Here is a 25,062-nt window from a genome sequence, read left to right as displayed (position 1 = left end):
TCCTTGCGCCGACCCCGACCGTCGATCTTCGACAGTTCGTTCAGCCTAGCGCCAACGATTGACCGATATCACCCCCGAAATCCGAAGGTGGTCACGGAGCGTACGAAGGTGCTAGGCAGCCGACGCGTGGCCGGCGAATCCGCGAAGATCCGCCGCTGACACCACGCGGTCACGTCCGCCGTGCTTGGCAGCGTACAGATGACTGTCCGCAGTGGACAGTAGGGGTGCCTGGGCGGGCTCGGGGGCGTCGGCCAGGCCGGCGACACCGATGCTCACCGTGACGGGCAGGTGGCGGGTGACCGGCAACCAGTGCTGGTTGCGGATCGTGCGGCGGATGCCGTCGAGGCACACGGTGGCCCGGGGCACGGCGGTGCCGGGGAGCACGACCAGGAACTCCTCGCCGCCCATCCGGGCCACGAACCCGTCCGGGCAGACCGCGGCGACCTCGCGGGCCAGCACCTGGGCGACCCGGACCAGGACCTGGTCGCCGACGTCGTGCGAGAGCTGGTCGTTGATCTGCTTGAAGTGGTCCAGGTCGACGAGCGCGACGGTGAGCGCCGGGTCGGTCCGGATCAGGTCGGGCAGGCGCTCGTCCACGTGCCGCCGGTTGTGCAGCCCGGTGAGCGGGTCACGGCGGGCCTGCTCGCGGAAGCGCTCGGCGTCCTGCCGGGCCTCCGCGGTCTCGAACATCGCCTGCCGGGTGCGGGCCCGGCCCTCCCGCTGCAGCGACAGCTGCTGGTGGTAGACCTCGAAGAACGTCTTGTGCGCGGCGAACGCGGCCGCGTAGTCACCGCGGGCGGCGTGCAGCTCGGCCTGCTCCTGGTGCATGCGGACCAGGGACTCGCCGAGGTCGCGCTCCAGGCACTGGCGCAGCGCCTCGTCCAGGCTGGCCTGGGCCTGCTGGTACTTCCCGAGGCCGCGTTGCGCCTGGGCCAGGGTGACCAGGTACTGCGCCATGTCGTTGGCGTCGTCCCACTGACCCTCGGCGTGGCGTTCCAGGCAGAGGCGCATGCTCTCCTCGGCGGCGGCGTAGTGCCCGCCGGCGGCCTGGATCGAGCCGATGGTGTCCAGGAACGCCGGCTCGAGCGGGAGGTCCCACTCGGCGGCGAGGCGCTGGAGCCGGTTCGCCACGTCCTCGGCGCGTTGCTGGTTGCCGGTGCAGGACTCCACGTACGCATAGTTGTTGAGCATGCAGAGCAGCGCGGGTGAGCCGAGGCTGACGGCCATCTCCTCGGCCTGGGCGTAGCGCTGGCGCGCGGCGTCCATGTCGTCGGCGAAGTAGAGGGCGTCGGCCAGCTTCGTCCGGTGCCAGATGTTCATGTGGTCGGTCGCGTCGTCGTCGAGCAGCTCGACCGCGAGGACCGCGTGCTCGAGGCCCTGCTCGGCGTCGCCGAGGTGCAGGTGGATGGCGGACCACACCAGGTGGGTCCGGGCCATCAGCTGGTGGGCGTCGTGGTCGACGGACCACTGGTGGACGTGCCAGATCTGCTCGGCGGCGGCGGCCACATCGCCCGTACGCATCCGCATGTTGATCTGGCAGAGGCGGGCGCGCGCGGCGATCAGCTCGTCGCCGAGCTCGATCGCGGCCCGCTCGATCTCGATCAGGCGGCCCAGCTCGGCGTGGGCATCCCAGGATCGGCGGTCCTCGATCGTGAGGAGGACAGCGGAAAGCGTCTCGGCGTCCATGTCGCGCTCGTTCAACCCGGTGCTCCTCTCCGTGGTCAGCCGGACCATTCGGTCACGGAGTGCCCGGGCTGAGGGAAACCGCGGGCCGGGGCTGAGGAAAACCCGGGAAATCCGTGGTGATGATCAGCTCTCCGTCAACCGAGGTTAGCTCTCTGTCAACAAAAGGTTTCGCATTCGGCGGCGTGATCTGGATCGCGGAGCGGCGAGCGGGCGGAAAGGGGACGCCCGGGCTCCGTGAAGCGGGGAGCCCGGGCGTCGGAAAGGTGGGACAGCTACTTGGCCGCGACCAGCTCCGGCTCGGCGGCCGGCGCCGGGGCCAGGTCGACCGTGCTGCGCAGCTTGCTCGGCTTCATCGCGACGGCCGCGATCACGCCGACCACCGCGATGAACATCGAGATCAGGAAGATGTGCCCGGTCGCGTCGCCGTAGGCCACCCGCACCACGTGCTGGATCGCCGGCGGCAGGCTGCCCAGGTTGAGCGCGCTGATCCCGGAGTCGCCGCCGGACGACTGCACGCCCATCCCGGCCAGCTGGGTGGTCATCGAGTCGGCGACCCGGCGGGCCAGGACCGCGCCGAGCACCGAGACGCCGATCGTGCCGCCGAGCGAGCGGAAGAACGCGATGGTCGAGCTGGCCGCGCCGATGTCCTTGAGCGAGACGGTGTTCTGCACGGCCAGGACCAGGTTCTGCATCGACATGCCGACGCCCGCGCCGACCAGGAGCATCGCGATGCCGACGTACCAGAGCGGGGTGTCGTGGTCGAGCACGGAGAGCCCGGCGAATCCGGCGACCAGGGTGATCGTGCCGGCCACCACGAACGGCTTGATGTTGCCGGTCCGGGTGATCAGGCGCCCGGCCACGGTCGACGCGGCGGCCAGGCCGAACATCATCGGGATGGTGAGCAGGCCGGCCTCGGTCGGGCTGTAGCCGCGGCCGATCTGGAAGTACTGCCCGAGGAAGACCGAGCCGCCGAACATCGCCATGCCGACCGCGAGGCTGCCGAGGATGGCCAGCGCGGTGGTGCGCTGCCGGACGATCGGGAGCGGGACGACCGGCTCGGCGGCCCGCGACTCGACGAAGGCGGCCAGGGCGAGCAGGACCACGCCGGCGCCGACCATCGCGAAGGTCTGCCAGGAGAGCCAGCCGAACGAGCTGTCCACGAACGACACCCAGACCAGGATGACGCTGACGCCGGCCGCGATCAGGCTCGCACCCAGGTAGTCGATCTTCACGTTCTCCCGGCGCAGGACCGGCAGGTGCAGGGTCTTCTGGAGCACGATCAGCGCGAGGATCGCGATCGGGATGCCGATGAAGAAGCACCAGCGCCAGCCGAGCCAGGAGGTGTCCACGATCAGGCCGCCCATCAGCGGGCCGGCGACGGTGGCCAGGCCCATCACGCCGCCGAGGTAGCCGTTGTACCGGCCGCGCTCGCGGGGCGGGATCATCGCGGCGATGGCGACCTGGACGAGCGCCTGCACGCCGCCCATGCCGAGGCCCTGGAACGCGCGGGCGGCGATCAGCTGCTCGGTGTTCTGGGTCAGGCCGGCGATGATCGAGCCGAGCACGTAGACCACGATCGCGACCTGGACCAGCAGTTTCTTGCTGTAGAGGTCGGCGAGCTTGCCCCAGAGCGGGGTGGAGGCGGTGGCGGTCAGCAGCGTGGCGGTGACCACCCAGGTGTACTGGGTCTGTGAACCGTTCAGCTGCCCGATGATGGTCGGCAGCGCGGTGGAGACGATCGTGGAGCTGGACAGCGCGACGAACAGCACGAGGAGCAGGCCGGAGAGGGCCTCCATGATCTCGCGGTGAGTCATCGTCTTCGGTTCGGGGGCACTCATGTCGTCGCGGCCCTTCGTTCGGAATGGTTGCTCAGTACAACTATCGGCAACGCTTGCGCACTGGGCAAACTTTCCCGTTGGGAAGTGATGTTCGTCGCCGGTACGCTTCCGGGCATGAGCGAGACGCCGGGCCTACGGGAGCGGAAGAAGGCGGCCACCCGGCAGGCGCTGCACGAGGCGTCGCTGCGGCTGGCGTTCGAGCACGGGCCGGAGCGGATCACGGTCGAGGCGATCGCGGACGAGGCGGGCGTCTCGCGGCGGACGTTCTCGAACTACTTCGCCAACAAGGACGAGGCGCTCTTCTACGGCGATCTTCAGCGGATGCGGCAGCTCGCCGGGATCATCCGCGAGCAGCCGGCCGGATTGTCGCCCTGGGCGGCGCTGAGCGCCGCTGCCGAGGTCTTCTACCGCCAGCTGGGCGATCTGGACCCGGAGTGGATCGCGCGCAGCCGGATGGTCCGCCGGCACCCGTCGCTGGCCGCCGCGCAGGTGCAGACGTTCGCCGCGCTGGAGCGGGAGATCGCCGCCGAGGTCGCGCTCCGGCTCGGTGACACCGATCCGCTGGGGGTGCGGGCGCAGTTGATCGCCGCCACCTACCTGGCCGTGCTGCGCGTGTCGATCAACGTGTGGCTGGAGCGGCGGCCCGAGGTCAACTTCTTCGACATCGCCCGGGACTCGCTGGCCGACGCCGGTCGTGGGTTCGTCTGAGCAATCAAGATCAACAGCGATTTCGCCGTACGTCGAAATCGGGTTTTTGGCATGGAAAAGCGCGACCCCCGGGAGGTGCCCTGCCCGGGAGCCGCGCTGGTAAGCGGGGGGATTACCCCTTGAAGCCGGCGAAGATCTTGGAGAACTCGAACGCCGTCTGGCTGATGTTGGTGCACTGGAACAGGGCGCCCTGGCAGGCGTTCTTGTCGCGCTGCATCTCCCAGAAGGAGACGAACCCGAGGTGGTTCGTGTTGGCGAAGGCGACCAGGTCCTTGGCGTCGCTCTGGGAGAACGTGCCGCTGTCGTCGTTCTTGCCGATCATCGGGGTGACGCCGACCATCTTGAAGGCCGCCGCGTCCGAGTTGCCGTAGATCGACTTGATCTGGTCCTTGGTCGACTTGACCGCCTGGATCGCCAGGTCACCGTAGTCCTGGGCGGAGCGGCCGTAGTCCATCGCCATGATGTTGACCAGGTCCAGGTCGACGCCGGCCGACTTGGCCGACTTGACCACGTTCAGGCCGTCCGCGGTCAGGCCCTCCGGCAGCACCGGCAGGGTCAGTGAGATCTTCAGGCCCGGGTTCGCCTTCTGCAGCCCGGCCAGGGCGGTCGAGCGCCGGTTGATCGAGGCGGTGTCGGCCGAGGCCGCGCCCTCGATGTCCAGGTCGATGTACTTCAGGTTGTACGCGGAGACGACCGCCTGGTACTCGGCCTGCAGCGCGCTGGTCGAGGTGCAGGCCTGGGCCAGCTCGACGCCGGTCGCCCCGCCGAACGAGACCTTCACGTCGCCGCCCGCCGAGCGGATCGCGCCGATCTGGTCGCTGAACTGCTTGGCCCGCGGGTCGAACGCGCCGAACCAGCTCGCCTTGCAGCCGGCCGCGGTGACGAAGGCCAGACTGAACGAGTTGACGTTGCCGCCGCTCGCCAGCGACGAGAGGGTGCCGCCGTTGGAGAGCACACCCATGTCGACGTACGGGGCGACCAGCACGCCGCCGCTCGTGCCGCCGGTCGACGTCGCGGTCGGGGTGGCCGTCGCGGTCTTGGTCGGCGCGGCGGTGGTCGGCGCCACGGTGGCGGTCTTGGTCGGCGCGACGGTCGCCGTCTTGGTCGGGGTCGCGGTCGCCGTGGTGGCGGTCGGGGCCACGGTCGCGCCGCCGGTGGTGCAGGCCGCGCCGTTGATCGTGCAGCTGGTCGGGTCGCCCTTACCGGCCACCACGAAGCCGAACGAGATCGAGCCGCCGGCCGGGATCGTCGCGTTGTAGGACGCGTTCTTCGCCGTCTCGACGTTGCCGTTGGCGCTCACCACGGCGTCCCAGGCGCTGCCGACCTTGGCCGTCGACGGCAGGCCGAAGACCAGCTGCCAGCCGTTCACCGCGGCGCCGGTGTTGTTGACGATCGTGTAGTGCGCCTGGTAGCCGGTGCCCCAGTCGCTCTCCTTGGTGAAGGAGGCGCTCAGCGTGCCGGAACCGGTGGTGGCCGCGACCGCCGCGCCGATGCCGCCGCCGACCGCGAGCAACGCGGCTGATGAGTAGATGGCGAGCCGCAGACGGCTGCGTTGCATGTCGAGCTCCGATCACGGTGGACTATGTGCCGGAGCTGATCTTTCGCTGTGACCGTCTTAAGGTTCTCCGGCAACAGCCTTAAACATCCTTAAAAGCCGCACCGTGATCGATCCGTCACCGGGTCGCCAGGCCGCCGATGAGCAGGGACAACTGGCGGCGCCAGGCGTTCGGCTCGGTGGCGTGCCGGTTCACCCCGGCATTCGCCATCATCACCAGCCACAGGTCGTGCCGGGTGAAGTCGGCGCGCAGCCGGCCGGCCCGCTGCGCCCGGATCACCACGTCCACCGCGCGCTGCTGGGCCGCGGCGCGCAGCCCGGACAGCCGCTCGTCGTCGTCGAACGCGTCGGTGACCAGCAACTCGGCCAGCCCGCGGTCGGTGGCCTGCAACTCGCAGACCCGGGTGAGGTAGCCGACGAACGCGGCCCACGGGTCCGGATGCTCACAGGCCTGGTCGGCGAGCCGGACGGCGGCCGTCATGTGACTGGCGAAAACCTCCGCGATCAGGTGCCGCCGGCTGGGGAAACGCCGGTACAGCGTGGCGTTGCCGACCCCGGCCCGGCGGGCGATCTCGTCCAGCGAGGCGTCCAGACCCTGTTCCGCGAAGACCTCGCGCGCGGCGGAGAGCAGGGCCGCGCGATTTCGGCGGGCATCCGCACGCAGCCGGGTGGCCATGCGCCACAGAATACGACGTTCCGGCGGGAAAGCCGCCAGACGGTGCTACCGTCGCCACGATCTTGACCGATGGTTGAAGAGGGAAGCGACGATGCATCAGGCTTCGATCGACATTCCGGCCGCCGACGGCGTGGCCGACGGGTACTTCGTCAAGCCGGACGGGCCCGGCCCGTACCCCGGGATTCTGTTGTTCATGGACGCCTTCGGCGTCCGGCCGCGGCTGCGCGAGATGGCCGACCGGATCGCCGAACGCGGGTACGCGGTGCTGGTGCCGAACCTGTTCTACCGCAGCCAGGCCAGCCCGCTGATCGAGCCGGACGAGCTGACCGACGCGGACAAGCGCGGCGCGGCGTTCGGCCGGCTGATGCCGATGATGCAGACGCTGACCGCCGGGCGGGTCGTCGCCGACACCACCGCCTACCTGGACTTCCTCGCCGCGCAGGAGGGTGTCGCGGCCGGGCCGGTCGGGGCCGTCGGGTACTGCATGGGCGGGCGGAACGCGCTGATCGCGATGTCCGCGCTGCCGGACCGGATCGCGGTGCTGGGCAGCTTCCACGCCGGCCGGGTGGTGACCGACGACGAGAACAGCGCGCACCTGGCGGTCGGCTCGATCACCGGCGAGGTCTACCTCGCACACGCCGACAACGACGGGTCGATGACGCCGGACAACATCGCGGCCCTGGAGGCGGCGTTGGAGGCGGGCGGGGTGAAGTACACGTCCGAGGTGTACGAGGGCGCACCGCACGGCTTCACGATGAGCGACACGGCGATGTATCACGAGGCCGGCGAGAAGCGGCACTGGGCCGCCCTGTTCGACCTGCTCGACCGGGCCTTCTAGGTTCGGCGGCGCACGTCGTACCAAATAGTGGTTTTTCTTAGTTTTTGTAGAGGTCGGGGAAGTATCGGTCGATGGCTACGACGTCGTAGACGTGGCGGATCTCGATGATCCGGCTGTCCTCGATGCCGAGGAACTCGACCAGACGGGCCGTGCCGAACGGGGCCGTGAGGTCGTAGATCAGGGTGGCGCCGTCCAGGGCCTCGGTCCGCGCGGCGACCCGGATGCCGTCGGCGAACGCGGCGATCCGGTGCAGCACCTGGAGCAGCTCCTCGTCGTCGACCGGGGCGTCCAGGTTCCACTCCACCTCGACGTCCGGGGTGAGCACCTTCCGGGCGGCGACCAGGTCGTCCGAGGTCCAGGAGCGGACCCAGAAGTCCACCACTTCCATATGCGTCTCCTTGGCAGTGACGAGCCGACAGGCGAAGGCCGCCGCCCGGACAAACCGGACGGCGGCCTCGTCGGATACGACCGGCTCAGCCGTTCAGCACCGCATCGGCGCTGACGAACGAGTACCCGAGTGCCTTGACTCCGGTCACCAGGTCCTTGAGGTGATCGGTGCCCAGGTACGCGTGGTAGAAGCAGCTTGCCACGCCGTCCCGGACGACCAGGTTGCGCTCGGCCGACGCGATGATGTCGGCGGGCAGCCGGACCGGGTGGTTGTTGAACGCCTCGGTCTCCACGTTACCGACGTTCTCCGGGACGACCACCGAGCCGTAGACGTCCCGCACCGGGTACGGGAAGAACTGCCCGAACTGGCGCGCGTAGTCGTACTTGGCGCCGGTCAGCACGCCCGGGAAGTACAGGCCCCGGTCGTAGCGCTTGCCGAACAGCGAGTTGACCGCCGCGTAGTCCGGCGCGCTCGCGGCGTAGTGCGGGAACTCGAAGATCTTCGGGGCGCCCAGGCCGGCCGCCGTGAAGACCACGCCGGAGGCGAGCATCCGGGCGCTGGCCCACGCGGTCGAGTCCTCGGCGACCGGGCCGTCGTAGATCACGTTGTCGCTCGCGTCGACGTGCGCCTTGTAGAACTCGAAGTCGTTCGCGCTGACCCCGTCGTACGGGTTCGCCACCGAGCCGTACTGGTGGGTGTAGCCGTGCATGATCAGCGTGCCGCCCTTGGCCTGCATGTACTTGAGGGCGGCGACCACCTTCGGCTTGTTGAGCAGCGTGTAGTCCTGCGCCTTGCCGTTGCCGACGCCCTTCGGGTCCCGGAACCGCGGGTAGACCGCGACGCTGAACGGCACGTTCTGCGCGGCCAGGTAGTCGGCGACGGCCCGCAGGTCCTCCGGCTGGGCATCCGGGCCGACGTCCTCGATCCGGATCAGGGCCCGGTGCCGCTCGGTGGTCCCGCCGCCCAGCGAGTCGAACAGCAGGTCGGCGAAGGCCAGGTAGCGGTCGTCGTGGGTGACGTAGGCGAACGGGATCTCCCCGACGTACGTCAGGTTCCCGGACCGGACCGCCCACGGGAAGCTGGTCCCGTCCGCGCGGACCGCGGTGGCCAGCGTGGTGACCTTGGTGCTGTCGCTGATCGACAGGTTCATGATCCCGGACTTGTTGTCGGTGCTCCGGGTCAGCTTGCGGCCCTTGTAGCCGACCTCGGTCACCTCGGCGAAGTCGAAGGTGCCGCTGGCGAAGCCGAACTTGGCGGCGAACCCGTCCTTCGCGGCCAGCTGCCAGATGTTGTCGTAGACCCAGGTGACCGGCTTGGTGGTGGCCAGCACGTCGGTGAGGAACGCGGCCGGCAGCGGCTCGTCGTAGGTCGAGCCCAGATAGATCACCGCGGTGTAGGCGCTCATGTCGCCGGCCTGGTACTTCGCCACCGGCGCGGCGGTCCAGGCGCCGAACCGCGAGCTCAGGTTCGCGGTCTGGGTGGCGTAGACCTCGCCGAGCCAGCCGTAGTCGCCGGTGGTGTCGTAGAGGACCAGGGTCTTGGCCGAGCCGGCGCCCGGGCCGCCCTTGCCGGTCTTGGTCGCGGAGGCGGAGTTGGCCGGGGTGGTGGTCGCGGCGTCGGCCTGCACGGTGTTGAAGCCGATGCCGGCGGCGACCGCCACGGCGGCGGCGCCACCGCCGGCGATCAGGGTGCGCCGGGTTACCTTCGAGCTGCTCATCACGCGTTCGCTCCGATTTCGGCGGTGGACTGCTGCACGGGCATGGCGTCGGGCGCGGGGGCGAGCCCGAGGAGCGCCGCGGTGGCCTGGGCGGTGCGGCGGGCGGCCTGGCCGTCGCCGTACGGGTTGCCGCCGGCCGTCATCGCGTCCCGCCGGGCCCGGCTGTCCAGCAGGGCGGACGCCTCGGCGACGATCAGCTCCGGGTCGGAGCCGACCAGCTTGGCGCAGCCGGCGTGGATCGACTCGACCCGCTCGGTGACGTCGCGCAGCACCAGGGCCGGCACGCCGAACGACGGCGCCTCCTCCTGGATGCCGCCCGAGTCGGTCAGCACCAGGTAGGCCTCGGAGAGCAGGCGGGCCAGGTCCGGGTACGGCAGCGGGTCGGTGACGGTGACCCGCTCCACCCCGGCCAGCGCGGCGTCCACCTGGGACCGGACCGCCGGGTTCGGGTGGCTGGGCAGCACCACCTCGATGTCCGGGTACCGCTCGATCAGCGTCCGGACCGCGCCGAGGATCCGGTCCAGCGGCTCGCCCCACGACTCGCGGCGGTGCGCGGTGACCAGGACCAGGCGCTTGGTGCTCTCGGCCCGGGCGGCGGCGACGGCGGCGTTCTCGTACGGCAGCTTCCGGGCCGCCACCGCGAGGGCCGCGTCCACCACGGTGTTGCCGGTGATCAGCACGTCGCCGGCGGCGATCTTCTCGTCCAGCAGGTTCATCGCGGCCAGCGGCGTCGGCGCCAGGTGCAGCGCGGCGACCTGGGCGACCAGCCGGCGGTTGCCCTCCTCCGGGAACGGCGACTCGAGGTCCCCGGAGCGCAGCCCGGCCTCCAGGTGCACGACCGGGATCCGGCGCCAGAACGCGGCGAGCGCGCCGGCCAGGCTGGTGGTGGTGTCGCCCTGGACGATCACGGCGGCCGGGGTGCGGACCGACCAGAGCTCGTCGAGCTGCTGGATCATCGCGGTGAGCAGCTCGGCCTGGGTGCCGGTGGACCGGTCGACGGTGAGCGTGATGTCCGGCTCGAGGTCGAACGCGGTCAGCGCCTGGGTGACCATCGTCGGGTGCTGGCCGCTGGCCAGCAGGATCGGCGTGAGCAGGCCGGCCTCGCGGAAGGCGAGAGCGACCGGGGCGAGCTTGACGGCCTCGGGGCGGGTGCCGCCGATCAGGTGGACTTCGCGAAGGGACATGGTGGGGGGAGCCTTCCTTCACTGCACTTACAGGGGGAGGTGATGCTGGTGTTGCTCGCCTGCGGGATCAGGCGGCTTGGAGGGCGAGGGGTTCCTCGACGAGGCGCTCGGTCTTGGCCCAGGACTGCTTGCCGGTCAGCTGGCGGCCCAGCGCCCGGTAGGTGGCGGTCAGGCCGAGGAGCAGGAACGCCGGGTAGGCCAGCGCGGCGAGCAGCATCCGGGTCAGCGACTCGTCGCCGCGCTTGGTCCGGTGCACCAGCACCCAGATCAGGCCCGGGAAGGTGGTCACCACCAGCCAGATGCCGAGGCTGAGGCCGAGCGCGGTCCAGGTGGGCAGGAACGGCACCGGGTGGCCGATCAGCAGCCCGAGGAAACCGGCGGTGCCGCTCAGCGAGAGCAGGACCGCGATGATCGCGTTGGCCCAGGGGGAGACCAGATAATGCAAAATCTCGACCAATGACGTACGGGCGATGTTGCCGGACGAGAAGAGCGGGCCGAGGTAGCGGGCGCACTGCAGGTTGCCCTGTGCCCAGCGGGTGCGCTGCCGGGTGAGCCGCTTGATGTCGACCACCGCCTGCTGGGTGACCGACGACCGGGACGTGTAGCGGATCGACACGCCCTGCAGGTGCATCCGCAGGCCCAGCTCCATGTCCTCGACCAGGCAGTCCGACCAGGGCGCGGAGCCCAGCGAGAGCAGCGTGGAGAGCCGGCTGAACTGGCCGTTGCCGCCGAGGCCGACGGTGTCCAGCGCGTTGCGCATGTTCTGGCTGGCGTCGACGATCGCGCCGAACTCCAGGTCCTGCACCGCGCCGAGGAGCCGGTTGCGGTTCCGGATCCGGACCTGCACCTGGACCGCGCCGACCCGGCTGTCGCCCATCAGGCGGCCGACCTCGTTCAGGATGTTCTCGCTGCCCTGGCCGTCGCCGTCGATGATGCCGAGCACCACGCGGTCGGCGGGAACCTCCTCGTCGGCGGTGAGCCGGGCGATGAACCGGTAGGCGGCGTTCAGCGCCTCGCCCTTGCCCTGCCGGGCCTCGGGCAGGTCGCGCCGCATCACGTGCAGGCGCGGGTGGTCGATGGCGGCGAGGACCTCGGGCGTACGGTCGTCGGAGCCGTCGTCGACCACCAGGACCCGGGCCAGCGTGCCGGCCGGGCCGCGCAGGCCGAGGGCCGCTTTCACCGTGTTGGCGACCACCGCCTCCTCGTTCAGCGCGGGCACGATGATCCAGAAGTAGCCGGGCTTGCCGCCGCCACTGGCCAGCGCCTTGTTGACCACCGAGGCGCGGTGCGTGCCCTGGTAGTGGACCGCGAACCAGACCAGGATGACCGTGGAGATCGGCCAGGCCAGCAGGATCGCGTAGCCCGCGACCGCGATGAGCCAGCCGTCCGATGCGGACATCAGCGCCCCCGTTTCCTGTCACCGTTCCTGGACGTAATAGGACATTACGGAGCTACTGAGCGTGACTCAATAGTCGTGGTCCGGGCGACGGCGCAGACCGCCCGAATGGCCTATGTCAGACATCTCAGACGTCTCGGACCTGGTGAAACCGGGCAATGGGCGTACCAAAAAGGCGGTCACCGTGAGGTGACCGCCTTCCATGACCGGGGTGGGTCAGTCGTTCAGCAGATTCGGATTGTCGCGCAGCATCGCGGCCAGCCGGCGGGCCGCGATCTCGGTCTCCTCCGGGCGCTCGGCCTGGAACGGGACCGGATTCGCCAGCGGCGGCGGCATCCCGGCCGTCGACTCCTGGAAGGCGGCCGGCTCGGCGTGCGGCTGCGGGTGCTGCGGCGGCACCGGTGGTGGCGCGTAGGCGGCCGGTGGTGGTGGCGGTGGTGGCGCGTGCGGGGTCACGAACGGCCGCTCGGCGGTGGGGGGCTCGGCATACTCATAATCCGTCGGCCCGAACCGATCCTGGTCGTCGTGACTGCCGCGGGGCGGCGGCTCCGGGTCGTCGACGTTGATCTCGAAATCCGCGTGGGCACGGGCCGGCTCGTCCTCGGGGCGCGGGGTCGCCACCGCGTGGTCCGCCCGGACCTGCACGGTGCCGTCGGCGAACCCGAAGTGCAGCAGCACCGGGTCGCCGGCCCCCTCGACCCCGACGGTGATGCCCAGCGTCGGGTACCGGGTGAGCACCCCGGCGATGGCCTCGACCAGCTCACTCACCGCCGGAGGCGGGCCAGGGTTCTCCCCGGTCGTGGCGCGCCGCCGCAACTCGTCACGGCGGGCAAGCTTGTCGAGCGCGTCGTCCAGTCCGCCTCGCACGTCACCGTCCTCTTTCTCGCAACGGTCGCCCGGTATCCATAGGCATGCTTAGCAAACCGGACGACCCCGCGCACACCCTACGACTTCATCTTTATCGCCTTGTCGAGAGCCTGGTCGAGAACGACGAGCAGGGCATCCCGAACAGAGGCGCGGAAGCGGGCGTCGTACGAGATGACCGGAACGTCCTCGCGAACCGCGAGCGCCCAGCGCACTTCGTCGAGGCTGTAGGCCATGTTGCCGTTGAACGTGTTGACGCCGACCACGAACGGCAGCCCGGCCCGCTCGAAGTAGTCGACCGCCGGGTAGCAGTCGTCGATGCGGTTGGTGTCGACCACGACCAGCGCGCCCAGGGCGCCCTTGACCAGGTCGTCCCACATGAAGGCGAACCGGGTCTGGCCCGGCGTGCCGAAGATGTAGAGCTTCAGCGTCTGGTCGATGGTCAGTACGCCGAAGTCCATCGCGATCGTCGTGGTGGTCTTCGTCGTGGCCTGACCGACGTTGTCGATGCCGATCGACTCCGAGGTCATCTCGGCCTCGGTGGTCAGCGGAGAGATCTCCGAGATGGCACCGACGGTCGTCGTCTTGCCCACCCCGAAGCCGCCGGCCACGATGATCTTGACCGGGACCGGAGCCTTCTTCGGCGCAGGTCCGCCCGGTATCCGCGCGGTCGCGACAACGCGGTTAGCTGATGGATCGAAGTCCACGGATCACTCGCATGATGGTGTCGGGGTCAGGGGTGTCGTTGTCGATCACATGGACGTCCACCTGGCCGGAGGCGCGCAGGTCGCCGACGAGGATTTGGCAGACGCCCAGGTGAAGACGCAAGCGTGCGGAGATCTCGGCCACCGAGATCGGGCTCTCCTCGAGGAGAGCCACGATCGCCCTGGTTTCCGGCGAGAACCGGGACGGCGGCGCACCGTGCACCACCGTCACCTGAGTCTCCATACCGATGTCGGGGTCGCCTCCATCGGTGCGTCCGGCCGTGATGACGAACGGGCGCAGAGTGTTGTTCTGTCCTTGCTCGACCGGTGACTGTTCCCCGGTAGGGGTGTAGCCACCGGTCGCGTGCTTCGGACCGGATTGCAGGAAGGGCCGGACTCCGGGGCGCGCCGGAGGTACCGGTTCGTCGACGGGGTCCGGGTACGTCATTGCTGGACGGCGTTCTTCAACTCGGCGATCAGGCGCGGGCTCAGGGCGCCGCCGGCCCGGGTGGCGAAGAGCGTCATCTCGTACGCCAGGGTGCCCAGGTTCGCGGACCGGTCGGCGATGACGCCGAGCACCGAGCCGGCGCTGATCGCGGTGACCAGCAGGTACCCGTCTGCCATGTCGATGATGACCCGGTTCAGGGCGCCCAGCCGGTACCAGCTGGCGGCGCCGCCGGAGAGGCTGGTGAGGCCGGAGACCACGGCGGCCAGGCGCTCGGCGTTCGGCCGGTCCTTGATCGCGGACATGGCCATCAACAGACCGTCCGAGGAGACGGCGATGGCCTCGATCACGCCGGCGGTCCCGGACGTGAAGGAGTCAAGCAGCCAGTTGAAGGTTTTGGCTTCGGCACTTAGCTGACTTTGCGCGGTGGGGTAGGGGGAAGTCATCGCGGTTGTCCCTCGTGTTGTGGCTGAGTTTCATTCAGAGCGAGTGCGACGCCGTACTCGAACTGATCCATCAGGGCGCGAGCCTGCTCCGGGTCCATCGTGGTCGGGGCGGGCGGAAGGATCGGTTGGTGCGGCTCGCTCGGCAGTGAGGCCCCTGGCACGCGGCGGGTCAGGCCTCCGTTGCCGGACGACAGGGGCGCGGCCGGAACGGCCGCCGGCGCGGGCGTGTCCCAGGCCGGGGAACGAGCCGGCTCGTTCCACTGCGGTGCGGCTTCCGGCGCGGTGGCCTGGGCCGGAATGTTCCACTGCGGGGCGGCCTCGGGCATCGCGGCCGGGGCCTGGGCCGACACGGGGGCCGGCACGTTCCACTGCGGGGCGGGCATCTCCGGCATCGCGGCCGGCATCGCCCACTGCCCGTTCGAGTAGTCCGGGGCCGGCATCGAGGTGCTGGTCTCGTTCGCCCGGCTGACCCCCTGCTCGAACGCGTCGAACGCGGCCCGGGCGGCCAGGGCGTCGTCCTGCGACGGCGCCGCGGCGTGCTGCTTCGGACCGGAGTCCACCGGGAGCTGGCTGCCCGGTACCCGGCGGCGCAGCGGCTTGCCGCCGCCGTTCTGCGGGGCGGCCACCGGCTCCGGAGCGATCGGCTCCGGCTCGGGGGCCGAGTAGCTGGCCGAAGCCATCGGCGCCTCCACGGCCGGGGCCGGGGTGTTCCAGGCCGGCTCGGCCGGCGTGTTCCAGCTGGGGCCGGCCGGAGCCGGGGTGTTCCAGTTCGTCTCCGGCTGGGCCGGGGTGTTCCAGCTCGCCTCGGCCGGGGCCGGGGTGTTCCAGTTCGTCTCCGGCTGCGCCGGGGTGTTCCAGTTGGCCGCGGGCTGCGCCGGGGCGTTCCAGTTCGCCTCGGCCTGGGGCGGGACGTTCCAGGCGGTCTCGGACGGCTGCGGGGCGTTCCAGCCCGGCCCGGCCGGCAGAGCCGGCTCGTTGCCCCAGTTCGGGCGGCCGGCGGCGGGCAGCTCCGGCATCGCGGACGGGTTACGCCCGGCGACCGGGATACCGCTGTTGTAACCGTGTGCGGGATCCGGCTGCTGGTACTGCCCGGCGGGCTGCTGGTACTGCGCGGCCGGCTCCTGGTAGGGCACGCCCGGCGAGTACACCGGCTCGGCGTCGTAGACCGGCTGACCGGCGTACGGGTCGTCGGCCTGCGGGTTCAGCGAGCCGCCGAACGCGTTCCAGGACGGGACCGACTCGAGCGTCCGGGTGGCCCGGTTCAGCACGTTCGGGTCGAACGGCTGCTGGCTGCCCGGAACGGTCCGGATCGACGTGCTGGCGATCGCCACCTCGGCGGTGTTGCCGCGCAGCGCGCCGCTGATCGGCGGGCCGACCGTCTGGTAGCCGGCCGGGATCTCCGGCATGGCGGCCGGCGCCGGAACGGCCATCGGCACCGGGGCACCGGCCGGGGCGAGGCTCTCCACCCGGGTGATCAGGTGCTGCGGGCTCAGGTCGATCCAGGCGGTCAGACCGCCGTCCGGCGTGTCGGTCAGGGTGACCTCGATGCCGTGCCGGCGGGCCAGCCGGCCGACCACGAACAGACCGAGCACCTCGGTGGGGGCCAGGTCCAGTCGCTCACGGCGGGTCAGTCGGGCGTTCTCCTCGGCCAGCCGCTCGGGCGCGAGGCCCAGGCCGTGGTCGATGATCGCCAGGCGGGCGCCGCCGCGCAGCTCCTCCGCGGAGACCGTGACGTTGGTGTGCGGCGGGGAGAACGTGGTCGAGTTCTCCAGCAGCTCGGCGAGGAGCAGCGTGAGGTCGGCCAGGACGGCCGGCACGACGACGATCTCCTCGGGGACGTCCACCTCGACACGGGTGTAGTCCTCGATCTCACCGAGGGCGAGCCGGACGACGTCGGAGAGCGGCAGCGGCGCCATGTGCTCGTTCGAGCCGGCACTACCGGAGAGCACGACCAGCGCGGACGCGTTCCGGCGCAGACGGCTGGACATGTGGTCCAGTCGGTACAGCTCGCGGAGGCGGTCGCTGTCGGTCTCCCGGCGCTCCAGGGAGTCGATCAGGGAGAGCTGACGGCCGACCAGGTTCTGCGTACGCCGGCCGACGTGGCCGAACATCTGGGCGACGTTACGGCGGCCGAGCACCTGGCGTTCCACCAGCCGGGCGGCGGTGGTCTGCACCCGGTCGAACGCCCGGGCCAGGTCGCCGATCTCGTCCTGGGCCTCGACGTCGACCGGATCCAGTCGGATCGGCCGCACCGCGGCCTCGGCCTCGTCGTCGGCCACTCGTTCGAGCTCGGCCTCGGCGGCACGGGCGATCCGGTCCGCGGAGACGGTCAGACGCCGCAGCGGCCGGGCGACCGCGCGGGCCATGAAGATCGACAGCGTGACCACCAGGATCAGCAGCACGAGCGCGCCGCCACCGATGTACACCGCCTGCTGGATGGCGCTGGAGCGGTTGTCGGTAACGGTGACGTCCACGTCCTTCGCCACGCGCTTCTCGACGAAGCCACCGAGGACCATGACGGACTGCAGGGACGGGAACAGCGTCCGGACGTTCAGGCTCCGCAGTGCCGCGGTCGGGTTCGACGCGAGCAGCGTGGTGAACGTCGCGCCCACCCGGGACTGGAACGCGTCCTGGGTGTTCAGGTAGAGCTTGTACTGCGCGTCGGTGAAGTACGGCTTCGACTCGGTGATGACCGACTGGATCTGGCTGAACGTCTGGTTGAACAGGGTCAGCACCAGCGGCGCCGCGGCCCGGGTCGCGCTGCTGCTCGACCGGCTCAGCACCGCGCTGTAGGCGAGGTAGCAGGAGGCCTGGCTGATCAGGTCGTCGGAGCGCATCGAGCGCTCCAGCGCGAACACCTGCTGGCCGACGCCGGTGGTGAGGTCGGCGTGGGCGCTCAGGCCCAGGCCGTCGATCAGCGGCGTGATCACGTTGGTGAAGTCGGAGACGATGTCCGTCGCGGCGATCTGGCCGTTCAGCACGTTCTGCCGGGTGCTGTTCAGCTTGGTCGCCAGGATGATCGACCGGCGCAGCGAGGTCGGCAGGGCGATGTTGCTGTCGAGCAGGCCGGCCACCTTGTCGGCGGCCTCGGCGCTCTGCACGATCAGGGTCGGCTCGTCGACCAGGTTCATCAGGTAGCCGACCGAGAGCAGACGTTCCTCCTGGAGTTCCAGGATGGCCGAACTGACCTGGGTGGCCAACTGGACGGTGTCCGAGGTGTCCTGCGCCTCGGATGCCGCCTGGGCACGGTTCACGATGATCGGCACGGTCAGGGCGAGAACACCCAGCAGTGGCACGAGCACCAGCAGGGCAAGCTTGCCCAGGATGCGGAACTTACCGAAGAGCACCGGAACGCTCCCGCCCGCCGCCGTAATTCGGGACCTCGCCGTACCCGGGGACCGAGTCGTACGAGTTGCTACCGCCGTACGGGTTGCCGTTGCCGACCTGGACCGACAGGTCCCGGCTGGCCTCGCCCGGCTGCTCGGTGAATCCGGTCTGCGCCTGGCGAGCCCGGCCGCGGGTCCACAGGGCGGCCACGGCGATCAGCACGATCGCGATGCCGAAGAGCAGGAACGCCTCGATGCGCTTGTAGGTCAGGCTGCTCGAGCGGTCGTCGAGGAGGCTGGAGACCTCTTTCAGGATGACGCCGGACAGCGCGCTCAGCGCGGTCTGCAGGGTCGACTGCGCGGTCACCAGGGTGGAGACGTTCGGGCTGCCACCGAGGTTCGCACCACGGTTGGCGGCCTCGATCCCACGCCGGAACGAGTCGAGGTTGCTGACCAGGTTGCCGCTGAGCGTGTCGCTGTTGGTGTTGTCGACCGCCTCCTGGAGACCGTTGGTCAGGTCGCCGACGACCTCCTGGACCTTCAGGGCCTGGTAGCCGAACTGCACGATCAGACCGGCCCGGACCTTGCCGGTGGTGGCGGCGGCGCGGTTCGCGAGGTCGCTCATCCGCGAGACGGCGGTGACGGCGACCGGCATCTCCTGGGCCACGACCTCCTGGAGGAACCAGATGTCGCTGTCCGGGTCGCGGTTCAGCGTCGAGGACTCCCGGACCACGTCGAACAGCTCGATGGTCAGGTCGGCGACCTCGACGTGGGCCGTGTAGACCTTGTCGTCGGAGCCGGTGACCTTCGGGAGCTTGGCGATCTTGTCCTTGAGGTCGGCCCAGCGGGTCTTGGTGCCCAGCTGTTCGCCGAAACGCTCGTCCACGCCCTGCACGCGGGCCACCGCGGCGGTCACCGAGGCCGGCTCCGCCGCGACGCCCTGCAGCGCCGAGGACTGGGACTCGGCGAGTGCCGAGATCAGCGGGCCCAGGGCGGTGAGGTATTCGACGCCGTCCTGTTCCAGCTGGACGTTGTCACGCTGCTTCGAGTTCTCTTGCAGGACCCGCAGGAACAGGCCTGCGGCAGGCAGCAGGACAAGAACCGTCAGCAGCACCGCGAGGGTGGAGCGTAAACGGGTTCGCCGGCTGTTCACCGAGACTGACATTGCTTTCGTCCTCCGCCATGCACACACGCGATGGGCCATTGGGGGCTACTGAACGTAGCCGTGCGGGCGCACCAATCCGGGTCAATCTATCCGAGAAATCCTCAAGAAACCCCTTTCCAAGGGTCAGAGTTCGCTCGGCTGATCGGGGGATACGCAGCACCGCCGCCCGCTCTCTCGGGGGATTTCTGTCGGCTGGGTGACAAGTGCCGGGCAGATGGTATCCGGCCCGCGGGGGAGACGTGAATATGAGTTCTACTTCGGATTCGTTACGTCTTGGGTGCAGTGCCACCCACAGATAGTGCCAACGCAATTACTAAAGGAAGTAAAAATACGTTCGGTAACTGATCCATCACATAAGAAAGGGCCTCTCCGTCCCGTTTTCGGTAAGGAGAGGCCCTAATGACTCAAATCCTGCTCAGTGCCTTCCGCAGCGGGTCCAGGCCGAGCGGGCCGAGGTTCAGCGCGTCCCGATGAAAGGCTTTGAGGTCGAAGTCACTGCCTTTGCGGTGTTTCGCCTCATCCCGGGCCAGCAACCAGATCCGCTCGCCGATCTTGTACGACGGCGCCTGCCCCGGCCAGCCCAGGTACCGCTTCCACTCGAAGCGCAGCACCTCCTCCGGTTGCCGGGTGTGCTCGCGCAGGAAGTCCCAGCCCAGCTCCGGTGTCCACCGCTCACCGGGATGGAAGCCGAACGGATTGTCCTTCGGGATCTCCAGCTCGAGATGCATGCCGATGTCGACGATCACCCGGCACGCCCGGAGCGCCTGCGCGTCCAGCATGCCGAGGCGGTCGCCCGGGTCGGTGAGGTAGCCGAGCTCGTCCATCAGCCGCTCGGCGTACAGCGCCCAGCCTTCGCCGTGCCCGGAGCACCAGGCCAGCAGCCGGCGCCAGCGGTTCAGCGAGTCGGCCCGCAGCAGGGACTGGCTGACCTGCAGGTGATGACCGGGCACGCCCTCGTGGTAGACGGTGGTCACCTCGCGCCAGGTGGAGAAGACCTCCTGCCCCTCCGGCACCGCCCACCACATCCGCCCGGGACGGGAGAAGTCCTCGCTCGGGCCGGTGTAGTAGATGCTGCCGTCACTGGTCGGGGTGAGGCAGCACTCGAGCTTGTGGGCCGGTGGCTCGATGTCGAAGTGGGTGCCGTCGAGCTCGCTAATCGCCCGGTCGGAGAGCGACTGCATCCAGTCCCGGAAGCGCTCCTTGCCCTCGATGTTGCGGGCCGGGTCGGCGTCCAGCGTGGCGACCGCCAGGTCCACCGAGGCGCCGTGGCCGGCGATCGCCGCGGAGACCGTGAGCATCTCCCGCTCCAGCCGGTGCAGCTCCTCGAACCCCCAGAGGTACGTCTCGTGCTGGTCCACCTTCGCGCCGAGGAAGTACTGCGAGGCCAGTTCGTAGCGCTCCGGCCCGGCCGCCTCCTTCTCCCGCCCGCGCGGAACCAGCTCGTCGCGCAGGAACCGGCCGAAGTCGGCGGTCGCGGCGGCGGCCGCGTCGGCCCCCTGGCGCAGGCTCGTGGCCAGCGCCCCGGAGGCGTCCAGCCGGGCGGTCAGGCCGTGGAAGAAGTTGTCCCGAGCCGGGTCGGTCCACGCGTCGCACTGCTCGGCGACCGCCGCCAGCTGCGCCTTCGCGTTGTTCAGCCCCTGGTCGGCGCCCTCCAGCAGGGTCCGCCGGTACTGCGTGAGCGCGGCCGGGAACGCGTCCAGCCGGGCGGCGATGTTGGCCACCGCCTGTTCGCCCTCGGTGGGCATCAGGTCGAGCGCCATCCGCAGGCTGTGCAGCCCGCTGGAGATCACGTTGACCTCGGTCGCCGCGAAGCCGGTGTCGAGCCGGGTCAGCTCCAGGCCCAGCCGCTCCATCATGGCGTCCTTGGCGACCTGTTCGCTCTCGTGTTCCGATTCGACCACATCAAGATCATTGAGGGTACGGCGGATCAGCTCCCCCTGAGCCGCGAAGCCCTCCGGGGAGAGGTCGTCGGTCCTGTCGTCGTGACCCGAGATCCCGACGGCGGTCGCACCGATCGGGTTCAGCTCGGCCCAGTCGTCCACGTATCGGTCGGCGAGTTCGTCAATTCTTCCCACCAGCCGACCCTATGGGATCTCAGGTTGCGTGAGTCATCCCATTTCACCCATGCGATCGAGCCCATTCCAGCAGCCGATCGGCGGTCCAGGTGTTCACCACCCGGTCGGCCGGCACCCCGCACAGCGCGGCCCGCTCGCAGCCGTTGCCGAGCCAATCCAGCTGGCCCGGGGCGTGCGCGTCGGTGTCGATGCTGAACCGGCAGCCGGCCTCGACCGCGACGGTCAGCATCCGCTTCGGCGGGTCGAGCCGGTCCGGCCGCGAGTTGATCTCCACGGCCTTGTCCTGCTCGACGCACGCGGCCAGCACCTTCTCCAGGTCGAACGTGCTCGGCGGGCGGGTCCGCGCGGTCCGGTGCGCGGCGTCCCCGGCGCCGGCCGCGGCGACCTTGCGCCCGGTCATGTGGCCGAGCACGTCCAGGTGCGGGTTCGCGATCGCGGCCAGCATCCGCCGGGTCATCTTCGCCGAGTCGTCGCGCAGCTTGCTGTGCACCGAGCCGACCACCACGTCCAGCCGGGCCAGCAGCTCGTCCTCCTGGTCGAGCGAGCCGTCCTCGAGGATGTCCACCTCGATGCCGGTCAGGATCCGGAAGCCGTCCGGCATCTGCGCGTTCAGCTTCGCCACGTGGTCCAGCTGGCGGCGCAGCCGCTCGGCGGTCAGGCCGTGCGCCACGGTGAGCCGCGGCGAGTGGTCGGTGAGCACGAAGTACTCGTGACCGACCTCGGCCGCGGCCAGCGCCATCTCCTCGATCGGCGAGCCGCCGTCGGACCAGTCCGAGTGCACGTGCAGGTCGCCGCGCAACGCCTCGCGCAGCGCGGTCGCCTCGGCCGGCAGGTCGGCGCCCTCGGTGCTGAGCAGCCGCCGCAGGTAGACCGGCTCCTCACCGGCCAGCGACTCGGTCACGCAGCGGGCGGTCACCTCGCCGACCCCGGCCAGTTTCGCCAGCGTGCCGGCGGCGGCCCGCTCGGCCAGCTCGTCGTGCGGCGTCTTCGCCACCGTCGCGGCCGCCGACCGGAACGCCTTCACCCGGTACGTCGCCTCGTTCGCCCGCTCCAGCAGGAACGCGATGCGCCGCAGGTCAGCAACCGGGTCACGAGAAGCCATACGCCCCACCTTAGGCGGGATCACCCGCCGTTGCGCCGCACCTCACGACGGGCCGCGGCGAACCGTGCGGCCGGCTCGTCCGACAGGTGCTCCCACGGCGACTCGGTCACCTGGTCGCCGATCAGATCAAAGACGCGATTGGCGTACGAGTAGTGCCCGTTCAACCAGAACAGCATCGCGAACGTGTTGGCCCGGGACGCCCAGCCGGGCACCCGGACGAACGCCGGGTTCAGCACGGACTTGTCAGCCGCGGCGACCAGATCCTGCCGGACCGGCCAGCTCCCGATGTACGAGCTGCGCTCTCCCGAAGGCAGCGCCATGCAGTACTCGAAGTGCGCGGTGGCGAGCAGCGCCGGCAGCGGATGACCGGCCGGCGCGGCGGCGGTCGCCTCCCGGACGAACGCGAACATCTCCTGGTGGCTGCCGCTCCACTTCTGGCACAGCTGCTGCAGTCGCTGCGAGTGCGCCATCAGGTGGTACGGCGCCCGCTTGACCACCTCCTGGAAGCGGGCCGCGGCCTGCTCCGGACCGAGCTGCCGGCCCCGCGCCGAGGTGATCAGCCAGGTCCAGGCCAGGATCTCGTCCGGGTCGCGTTCGGTCACCTCGTCCAGGCAGTCCTCGGCGATCCGCAGCCGGCGGAAGAACTCGGCGAACTGCTCCGAGCCGGTCTGGCTGGCATAGGCGGCACCGCGCGCGTCCCAGGCCCAGCCCACCGCGTGGCAGCCCCGGATCAGCAGCGGCAGGGTGGCCGCCGGCTCGTCGGCGATCCACTGCCCGATCCAGTCCTGCACGCCGGACGTGTCGCTGACGATGTTCATCAGGAAGGTCCGGTGATCCGGATCGGTGGTCGACGCGAAGATCTCCCGGACCGCGGTGCGGTCGCGAGCGGTCAACGCGGCGATCAGGGCCCGGGCCCGCGGATCGCCGTTCGTCGGATCAATGGTCGGTACGCGCCGGAACGGCCACATCGGTATCAACTCCCCCGTTTACTGATCGAAGATCGTAACGGGCTTGCCCAGTAAAGATTCACATCGGTATGGTCCCTGCGCCGTGCCGGGGGAGGCGCGCCGTCAAGGGGGAGAACAACCGCGATGCCCGCTTCGCTTCGCGCCGCGATCTCGGTCGCCATGCTGGCCGGTTTCTATCTGCTCGGCCTGGTCCAGCTGGCCGTCGTCGGTGTGCTGCTGTACGCGATCTGGACCCACGCGCACGGGCACGGCCCGGGTGCCGCCAAACTCAGCTACCTGCTGGTCATCGGGGTCGGCGCCGCGGTGGCCGGCCTGTGGCGCGCGATGCGGGCCAAGCCCGGCGCGCCCGGCGGCCTGCTGGTCACGCCGGACCAGGCGCCGGCCCTCTGGCAGCAGATCCACGAGCTGGCCGGTGAGATGGGCACCCGGGGACCGGACGAGATCCGGCTCATCCCGGACGTCAACGCCGGCGTCACCGAGGAGACCAAGCTGCTCGGCCTGATCCCCGGGCGGCGGATCCTGGTGCTCGGCCTGCCGCTGCTGCAGGCGCTCAGCGTCGACCAGCTGCGCGCGGTCATCGGGCACGAGCTCGGGCACTACTCCGGCGCGCACACCCGCCTCGGCGCGATCGCGTACCGCGGCCGGCTCGCCATGCACGGCACGGTCGACGAGGTCAGCGCGTGGAACGTGTTCGGCTGGGCGTTCCGGGCCTATGCCTGGCTCTACCGCCTGGTCAGCACCGCGGTCGGCCGGGACAAGGAGTACGAGGCGGACCGGGCCGCGGTCCGGGTCGCCGGCCCCGCCGCCGCGATCAGCGCGCTGCGCGAGGTCGAGGCGACCGAGCTGGCCTGGAACTTCTACTTCGGACGGTACGTCGAGTACGGGCTGGAGCTGGGCTACGCCCCGGACGACCTGTTCGGCGGCTTCGGCCAGCTCTACGCCGCGCGCACCGACGAGCTCGCCGAGTTCCGCGACAACCCGCCGGAGCACGAGACGTCCCGCTGGGACACCCACCCGTCGCTGGCCGACCGGACCGCCGCCATGCGGGATGCGCCGGTCGTCGACCGCACCGCGGACGACCGCCGGGCCACCGTGCTGGTGCCCGACGCCGCCGCGCTCGGGCTGGCGCTGCAGCGGGAGGTGGTCGACTTCGGGCGGCGGACCGTCCTGCCCTGGCCGGACTTCACCGCCGCGGCCACCACGCTGCGGGTCCAGGGCCAGGCCGACCGGGTGTTCCGCGCGGTGGCCCGGCGCACCGGCGTCGCCCAGCCCGGCCTCGCCGAGGTGCTCGGCCTGGTCGAGAACGGGAAGCTGGGCGAGGTCGCGGCCGAGTTCTTCCCGAACGCGACCCGGCGCGAGGCGGCCGGCAAGTTCGTGGTCGTGATGGACACCCTGATCGAGCTGGCCGCGGTCCGCTCCGGCCTGGCCCGCTGGCAGCACTCCTGGTCCGGGCCGGCCCGGCTGGTCGGCACCGACGGCGAGCCGGTCGACTACAGCGAGATCGCCAAGCTCGCGGTCGCCAAGGAGAGCGTGGACGAGGCCCGGGCCCGGCTCGCCGAGACCGGCATCCGGGTCGAGGCGGTCCAGGTGATGGCCGCCCGGGCCACCGCGACCGGCGCGGACGTGCTCGGCGCGATGCCGAACGCCAAGGTCGACGGCGGGCACGCGGACGTGATCCTGCTGGACGAGGGCCTGGTCTTCGTGCCCTGCCCGAAGGACACCGACGACGGCGAGAAGCGGATCGCCGCGCTGCTGGCCCACCACAGCCCGGCCGAGCTGGCCGCGCGCTACCGGTACGTGGCCTACGAGGACGTCGAGACCGCCCGGATCGACCGGCAGGTGCCGTTGAACGCGACCCTGCTGCTGCACGGCGGCCGGACGGTCACCGTGCAGGAGCGCTGGACCTCGGACCGGGTCGGCAAGAGCGACGACGTCTTCCGCGAGATCCTGGCCGAGATCAGAAATAAGGGTGACCGCTAGC

Annotated in this window: 20 protein-coding genes; 3 read left to right on the top strand and 17 right to left on the bottom strand. The window is 70.3% G+C overall.

Going from position 1 to position 25,062, the window contains the following annotated elements; all coding sequences use genetic code 11:
* Positions 1-111 precede the first annotated feature (111 nt).
* The gene (locus L3i22_RS52055; RefSeq protein ID WP_255657794.1) at positions 112-1,701 is read right to left on the bottom strand and encodes a diguanylate cyclase; all 1,590 of its coding nucleotides are present in this window, start codon (positions 1,699-1,701) and stop codon (positions 112-114) included.
* 257 nt (positions 1,702-1,958) lie between these two features.
* On the bottom strand, positions 1,959-3,524 hold the full coding sequence (locus tag L3i22_RS52050; protein WP_221324751.1) for an MDR family MFS transporter: 1,566 nt from the start codon (positions 3,522-3,524) through the stop codon (positions 1,959-1,961).
* Positions 3,525-3,638: 114 nt separating this feature from the next.
* On the opposite strand from L3i22_RS52050, the gene L3i22_RS52045 reads away from it, so the two are divergent.
* The gene (locus L3i22_RS52045; protein ID WP_221324750.1) at positions 3,639-4,232 is read left to right on the top strand and encodes a TetR/AcrR family transcriptional regulator; all 594 of its coding nucleotides are present in this window, start codon (positions 3,639-3,641) and stop codon (positions 4,230-4,232) included.
* Between the two features lie 112 nt (positions 4,233-4,344).
* On the opposite strand, the gene L3i22_RS52040 is transcribed toward L3i22_RS52045, so the two are convergent.
* Both L3i22_RS52040 and L3i22_RS52035 read right to left on the bottom strand, forming a co-directional pair.
* Entirely contained in the window at positions 4,345-5,790 is a 1,446-nt protein-coding gene (locus tag L3i22_RS52040) for a cellulose binding domain-containing protein (protein ID WP_221324749.1), read from the bottom strand.
* A 115-nt stretch (positions 5,791-5,905) separates the two neighbouring features.
* A complete protein-coding gene (locus L3i22_RS52035; protein ID WP_221324748.1) occupies positions 5,906-6,463 on the bottom strand; it encodes a TetR/AcrR family transcriptional regulator in 558 nt (185 codons plus the stop codon).
* A gap of 91 nt (positions 6,464-6,554) precedes the next feature.
* Here L3i22_RS52035 and L3i22_RS52030 point away from each other — a divergent pair, with 91 nt between their 5' ends.
* Positions 6,555-7,301, top strand: coding sequence for a dienelactone hydrolase family protein (locus L3i22_RS52030; RefSeq protein ID WP_221324747.1), 747 nt, complete (start codon positions 6,555-6,557; stop codon positions 7,299-7,301).
* A 37-nt stretch (positions 7,302-7,338) separates the two neighbouring features.
* Here the strand turns inward: L3i22_RS52030 and L3i22_RS52025 are convergent, their stop codons facing one another.
* The 13 genes from L3i22_RS52025 to L3i22_RS51965 all read right to left on the bottom strand — a co-directional run bounded on the left by L3i22_RS52025 (position 7,339) and on the right by L3i22_RS51965 (position 23,081).
* Positions 7,339-7,689, bottom strand: a complete 351-nt coding sequence (locus L3i22_RS52025) for an ester cyclase (RefSeq protein WP_221324746.1) — start codon at positions 7,687-7,689, stop codon at positions 7,339-7,341.
* An 85-nt stretch (positions 7,690-7,774) separates the two neighbouring features.
* The gene (locus L3i22_RS52020; RefSeq protein ID WP_221324745.1) at positions 7,775-9,406 is read right to left on the bottom strand and encodes a DUF2334 domain-containing protein; all 1,632 of its coding nucleotides are present in this window, start codon (positions 9,404-9,406) and stop codon (positions 7,775-7,777) included.
* On the bottom strand, positions 9,406-10,590 hold the full coding sequence (wecB, locus tag L3i22_RS52015) for a non-hydrolyzing UDP-N-acetylglucosamine 2-epimerase (protein ID WP_221324744.1): 1,185 nt from the start codon (positions 10,588-10,590) through the stop codon (positions 9,406-9,408). The genes L3i22_RS52020 and wecB overlap by 1 nt, the downstream gene beginning before the upstream one ends.
* Positions 10,591-10,657: 67 nt before the next feature.
* Positions 10,658-11,989 (bottom strand): glycosyltransferase, encoded by a 1,332-nt coding sequence (locus L3i22_RS52010; RefSeq protein ID WP_221324743.1) that lies wholly within the window; start codon positions 11,987-11,989, stop codon positions 10,658-10,660.
* 213 nt (positions 11,990-12,202) lie between these two features.
* Entirely contained in the window at positions 12,203-12,853 is a 651-nt protein-coding gene (locus tag L3i22_RS52005) for a hypothetical protein (protein ID WP_221324742.1), read from the bottom strand.
* 77 nt (positions 12,854-12,930) lie between these two features.
* Entirely contained in the window at positions 12,931-13,557 is a 627-nt protein-coding gene (locus L3i22_RS52000) for an ATP/GTP-binding protein (RefSeq protein ID WP_221324741.1), read from the bottom strand.
* The gene (locus L3i22_RS51995; protein WP_221324740.1) at positions 13,535-14,002 is read right to left on the bottom strand and encodes a DUF742 domain-containing protein; all 468 of its coding nucleotides are present in this window, start codon (positions 14,000-14,002) and stop codon (positions 13,535-13,537) included. Before L3i22_RS51995 ends, L3i22_RS52000 begins: the two co-directional genes overlap by 23 nt.
* Complete coding sequence (locus L3i22_RS51990) at positions 13,999-14,445, bottom strand: roadblock/LC7 domain-containing protein (protein ID WP_189332222.1); 447 nt, start codon at positions 14,443-14,445, stop codon at positions 13,999-14,001. The genes L3i22_RS51995 and L3i22_RS51990 overlap by 4 nt, the downstream gene beginning before the upstream one ends.
* A complete protein-coding gene (locus L3i22_RS51985; RefSeq protein WP_221324739.1) occupies positions 14,442-17,792 on the bottom strand; it encodes an ATP-binding protein in 3,351 nt (1,116 codons plus the stop codon). Before L3i22_RS51985 ends, L3i22_RS51990 begins: the two co-directional genes overlap by 4 nt.
* Entirely contained in the window at positions 17,779-18,885 is a 1,107-nt protein-coding gene (locus tag L3i22_RS51980; protein WP_255657793.1) for a hypothetical protein, read from the bottom strand. The genes L3i22_RS51985 and L3i22_RS51980 overlap by 14 nt, the downstream gene beginning before the upstream one ends.
* A 455-nt stretch (positions 18,886-19,340) precedes the next feature.
* Complete coding sequence (locus L3i22_RS51975; RefSeq protein ID WP_221324737.1) at positions 19,341-21,011, bottom strand: DUF885 domain-containing protein; 1,671 nt, start codon at positions 21,009-21,011, stop codon at positions 19,341-19,343.
* A gap of 43 nt (positions 21,012-21,054) precedes the next feature.
* Positions 21,055-22,113, bottom strand: a complete 1,059-nt coding sequence (locus L3i22_RS51970) for a PHP domain-containing protein (RefSeq protein ID WP_221324736.1) — start codon at positions 22,111-22,113, stop codon at positions 21,055-21,057.
* A gap of 20 nt (positions 22,114-22,133) precedes the next feature.
* On the bottom strand, positions 22,134-23,081 hold the full coding sequence (locus tag L3i22_RS51965) for a DUF4034 domain-containing protein (RefSeq protein ID WP_221324735.1): 948 nt from the start codon (positions 23,079-23,081) through the stop codon (positions 22,134-22,136).
* A 123-nt stretch (positions 23,082-23,204) separates the two neighbouring features.
* Here L3i22_RS51965 and L3i22_RS51960 point away from each other — a divergent pair, with 123 nt between their 5' ends.
* A complete protein-coding gene (locus L3i22_RS51960) occupies positions 23,205-25,061 on the top strand; it encodes a M48 family metallopeptidase (RefSeq protein WP_221324734.1) in 1,857 nt (618 codons plus the stop codon).
* The last annotated feature ends 1 nt before the right edge of the window (position 25,062 follow it).

This window comes from Actinoplanes sp. L3-i22 (genome assembly GCF_019704555.1).
Lineage (GTDB): Bacteria > Actinomycetota > Actinomycetes > Mycobacteriales > Micromonosporaceae > Actinoplanes.
The sequence above is the reverse complement of the archived record's forward strand: the minus strand, read 5'-3'. Positions and strand labels throughout refer to the sequence as shown.

Bases quoted from the DNA above. Each gene is read 5' to 3' on its own strand.
- L3i22_RS52040 (WP_221324749.1), bottom strand. From the start codon at position 5,790: ATGCAACGCAGCCGTCTGCGGCTCGCCATCTACTCATCAGCCGCGTTG.
- L3i22_RS51960 (WP_221324734.1), top strand. From the start codon at position 23,205: ATGCCCGCTTCGCTTCGCGCCGCGATCTCGGTCGCCATGCTGGCCGGT.
- L3i22_RS52050 (WP_221324751.1), bottom strand. From the start codon at position 3,524: ATGAGTGCCCCCGAACCGAAGACGATGACTCACCGCGAGATCATGGAG.
- L3i22_RS52025 (WP_221324746.1), bottom strand. From the start codon at position 7,689: ATGGAAGTGGTGGACTTCTGGGTCCGCTCCTGGACCTCGGACGACCTG.
- L3i22_RS51990 (WP_189332222.1), bottom strand. From the start codon at position 14,445: ATGACTTCCCCCTACCCCACCGCGCAAAGTCAGCTAAGTGCCGAAGCC.
- L3i22_RS51995 (WP_221324740.1), bottom strand. From the start codon at position 14,002: ATGACGTACCCGGACCCCGTCGACGAACCGGTACCTCCGGCGCGCCCC.
- L3i22_RS52010 (WP_221324743.1), bottom strand. From the start codon at position 11,989: ATGTCCGCATCGGACGGCTGGCTCATCGCGGTCGCGGGCTACGCGATC.
- L3i22_RS51965 (WP_221324735.1), bottom strand. From the start codon at position 23,081: ATGTGGCCGTTCCGGCGCGTACCGACCATTGATCCGACGAACGGCGAT.
- L3i22_RS52035 (WP_221324748.1), bottom strand. From the start codon at position 6,463: ATGGCCACCCGGCTGCGTGCGGATGCCCGCCGAAATCGCGCGGCCCTG.
- L3i22_RS51970 (WP_221324736.1), bottom strand. From the start codon at position 22,113: ATGGCTTCTCGTGACCCGGTTGCTGACCTGCGGCGCATCGCGTTCCTG.
- wecB (WP_221324744.1), bottom strand. From the start codon at position 10,590: ATGTCCCTTCGCGAAGTCCACCTGATCGGCGGCACCCGCCCCGAGGCC.
- L3i22_RS52030 (WP_221324747.1), top strand. From the start codon at position 6,555: ATGCATCAGGCTTCGATCGACATTCCGGCCGCCGACGGCGTGGCCGAC.
- L3i22_RS52020 (WP_221324745.1), bottom strand. From the start codon at position 9,406: ATGAGCAGCTCGAAGGTAACCCGGCGCACCCTGATCGCCGGCGGTGGC.
- L3i22_RS52045 (WP_221324750.1), top strand. From the start codon at position 3,639: ATGAGCGAGACGCCGGGCCTACGGGAGCGGAAGAAGGCGGCCACCCGG.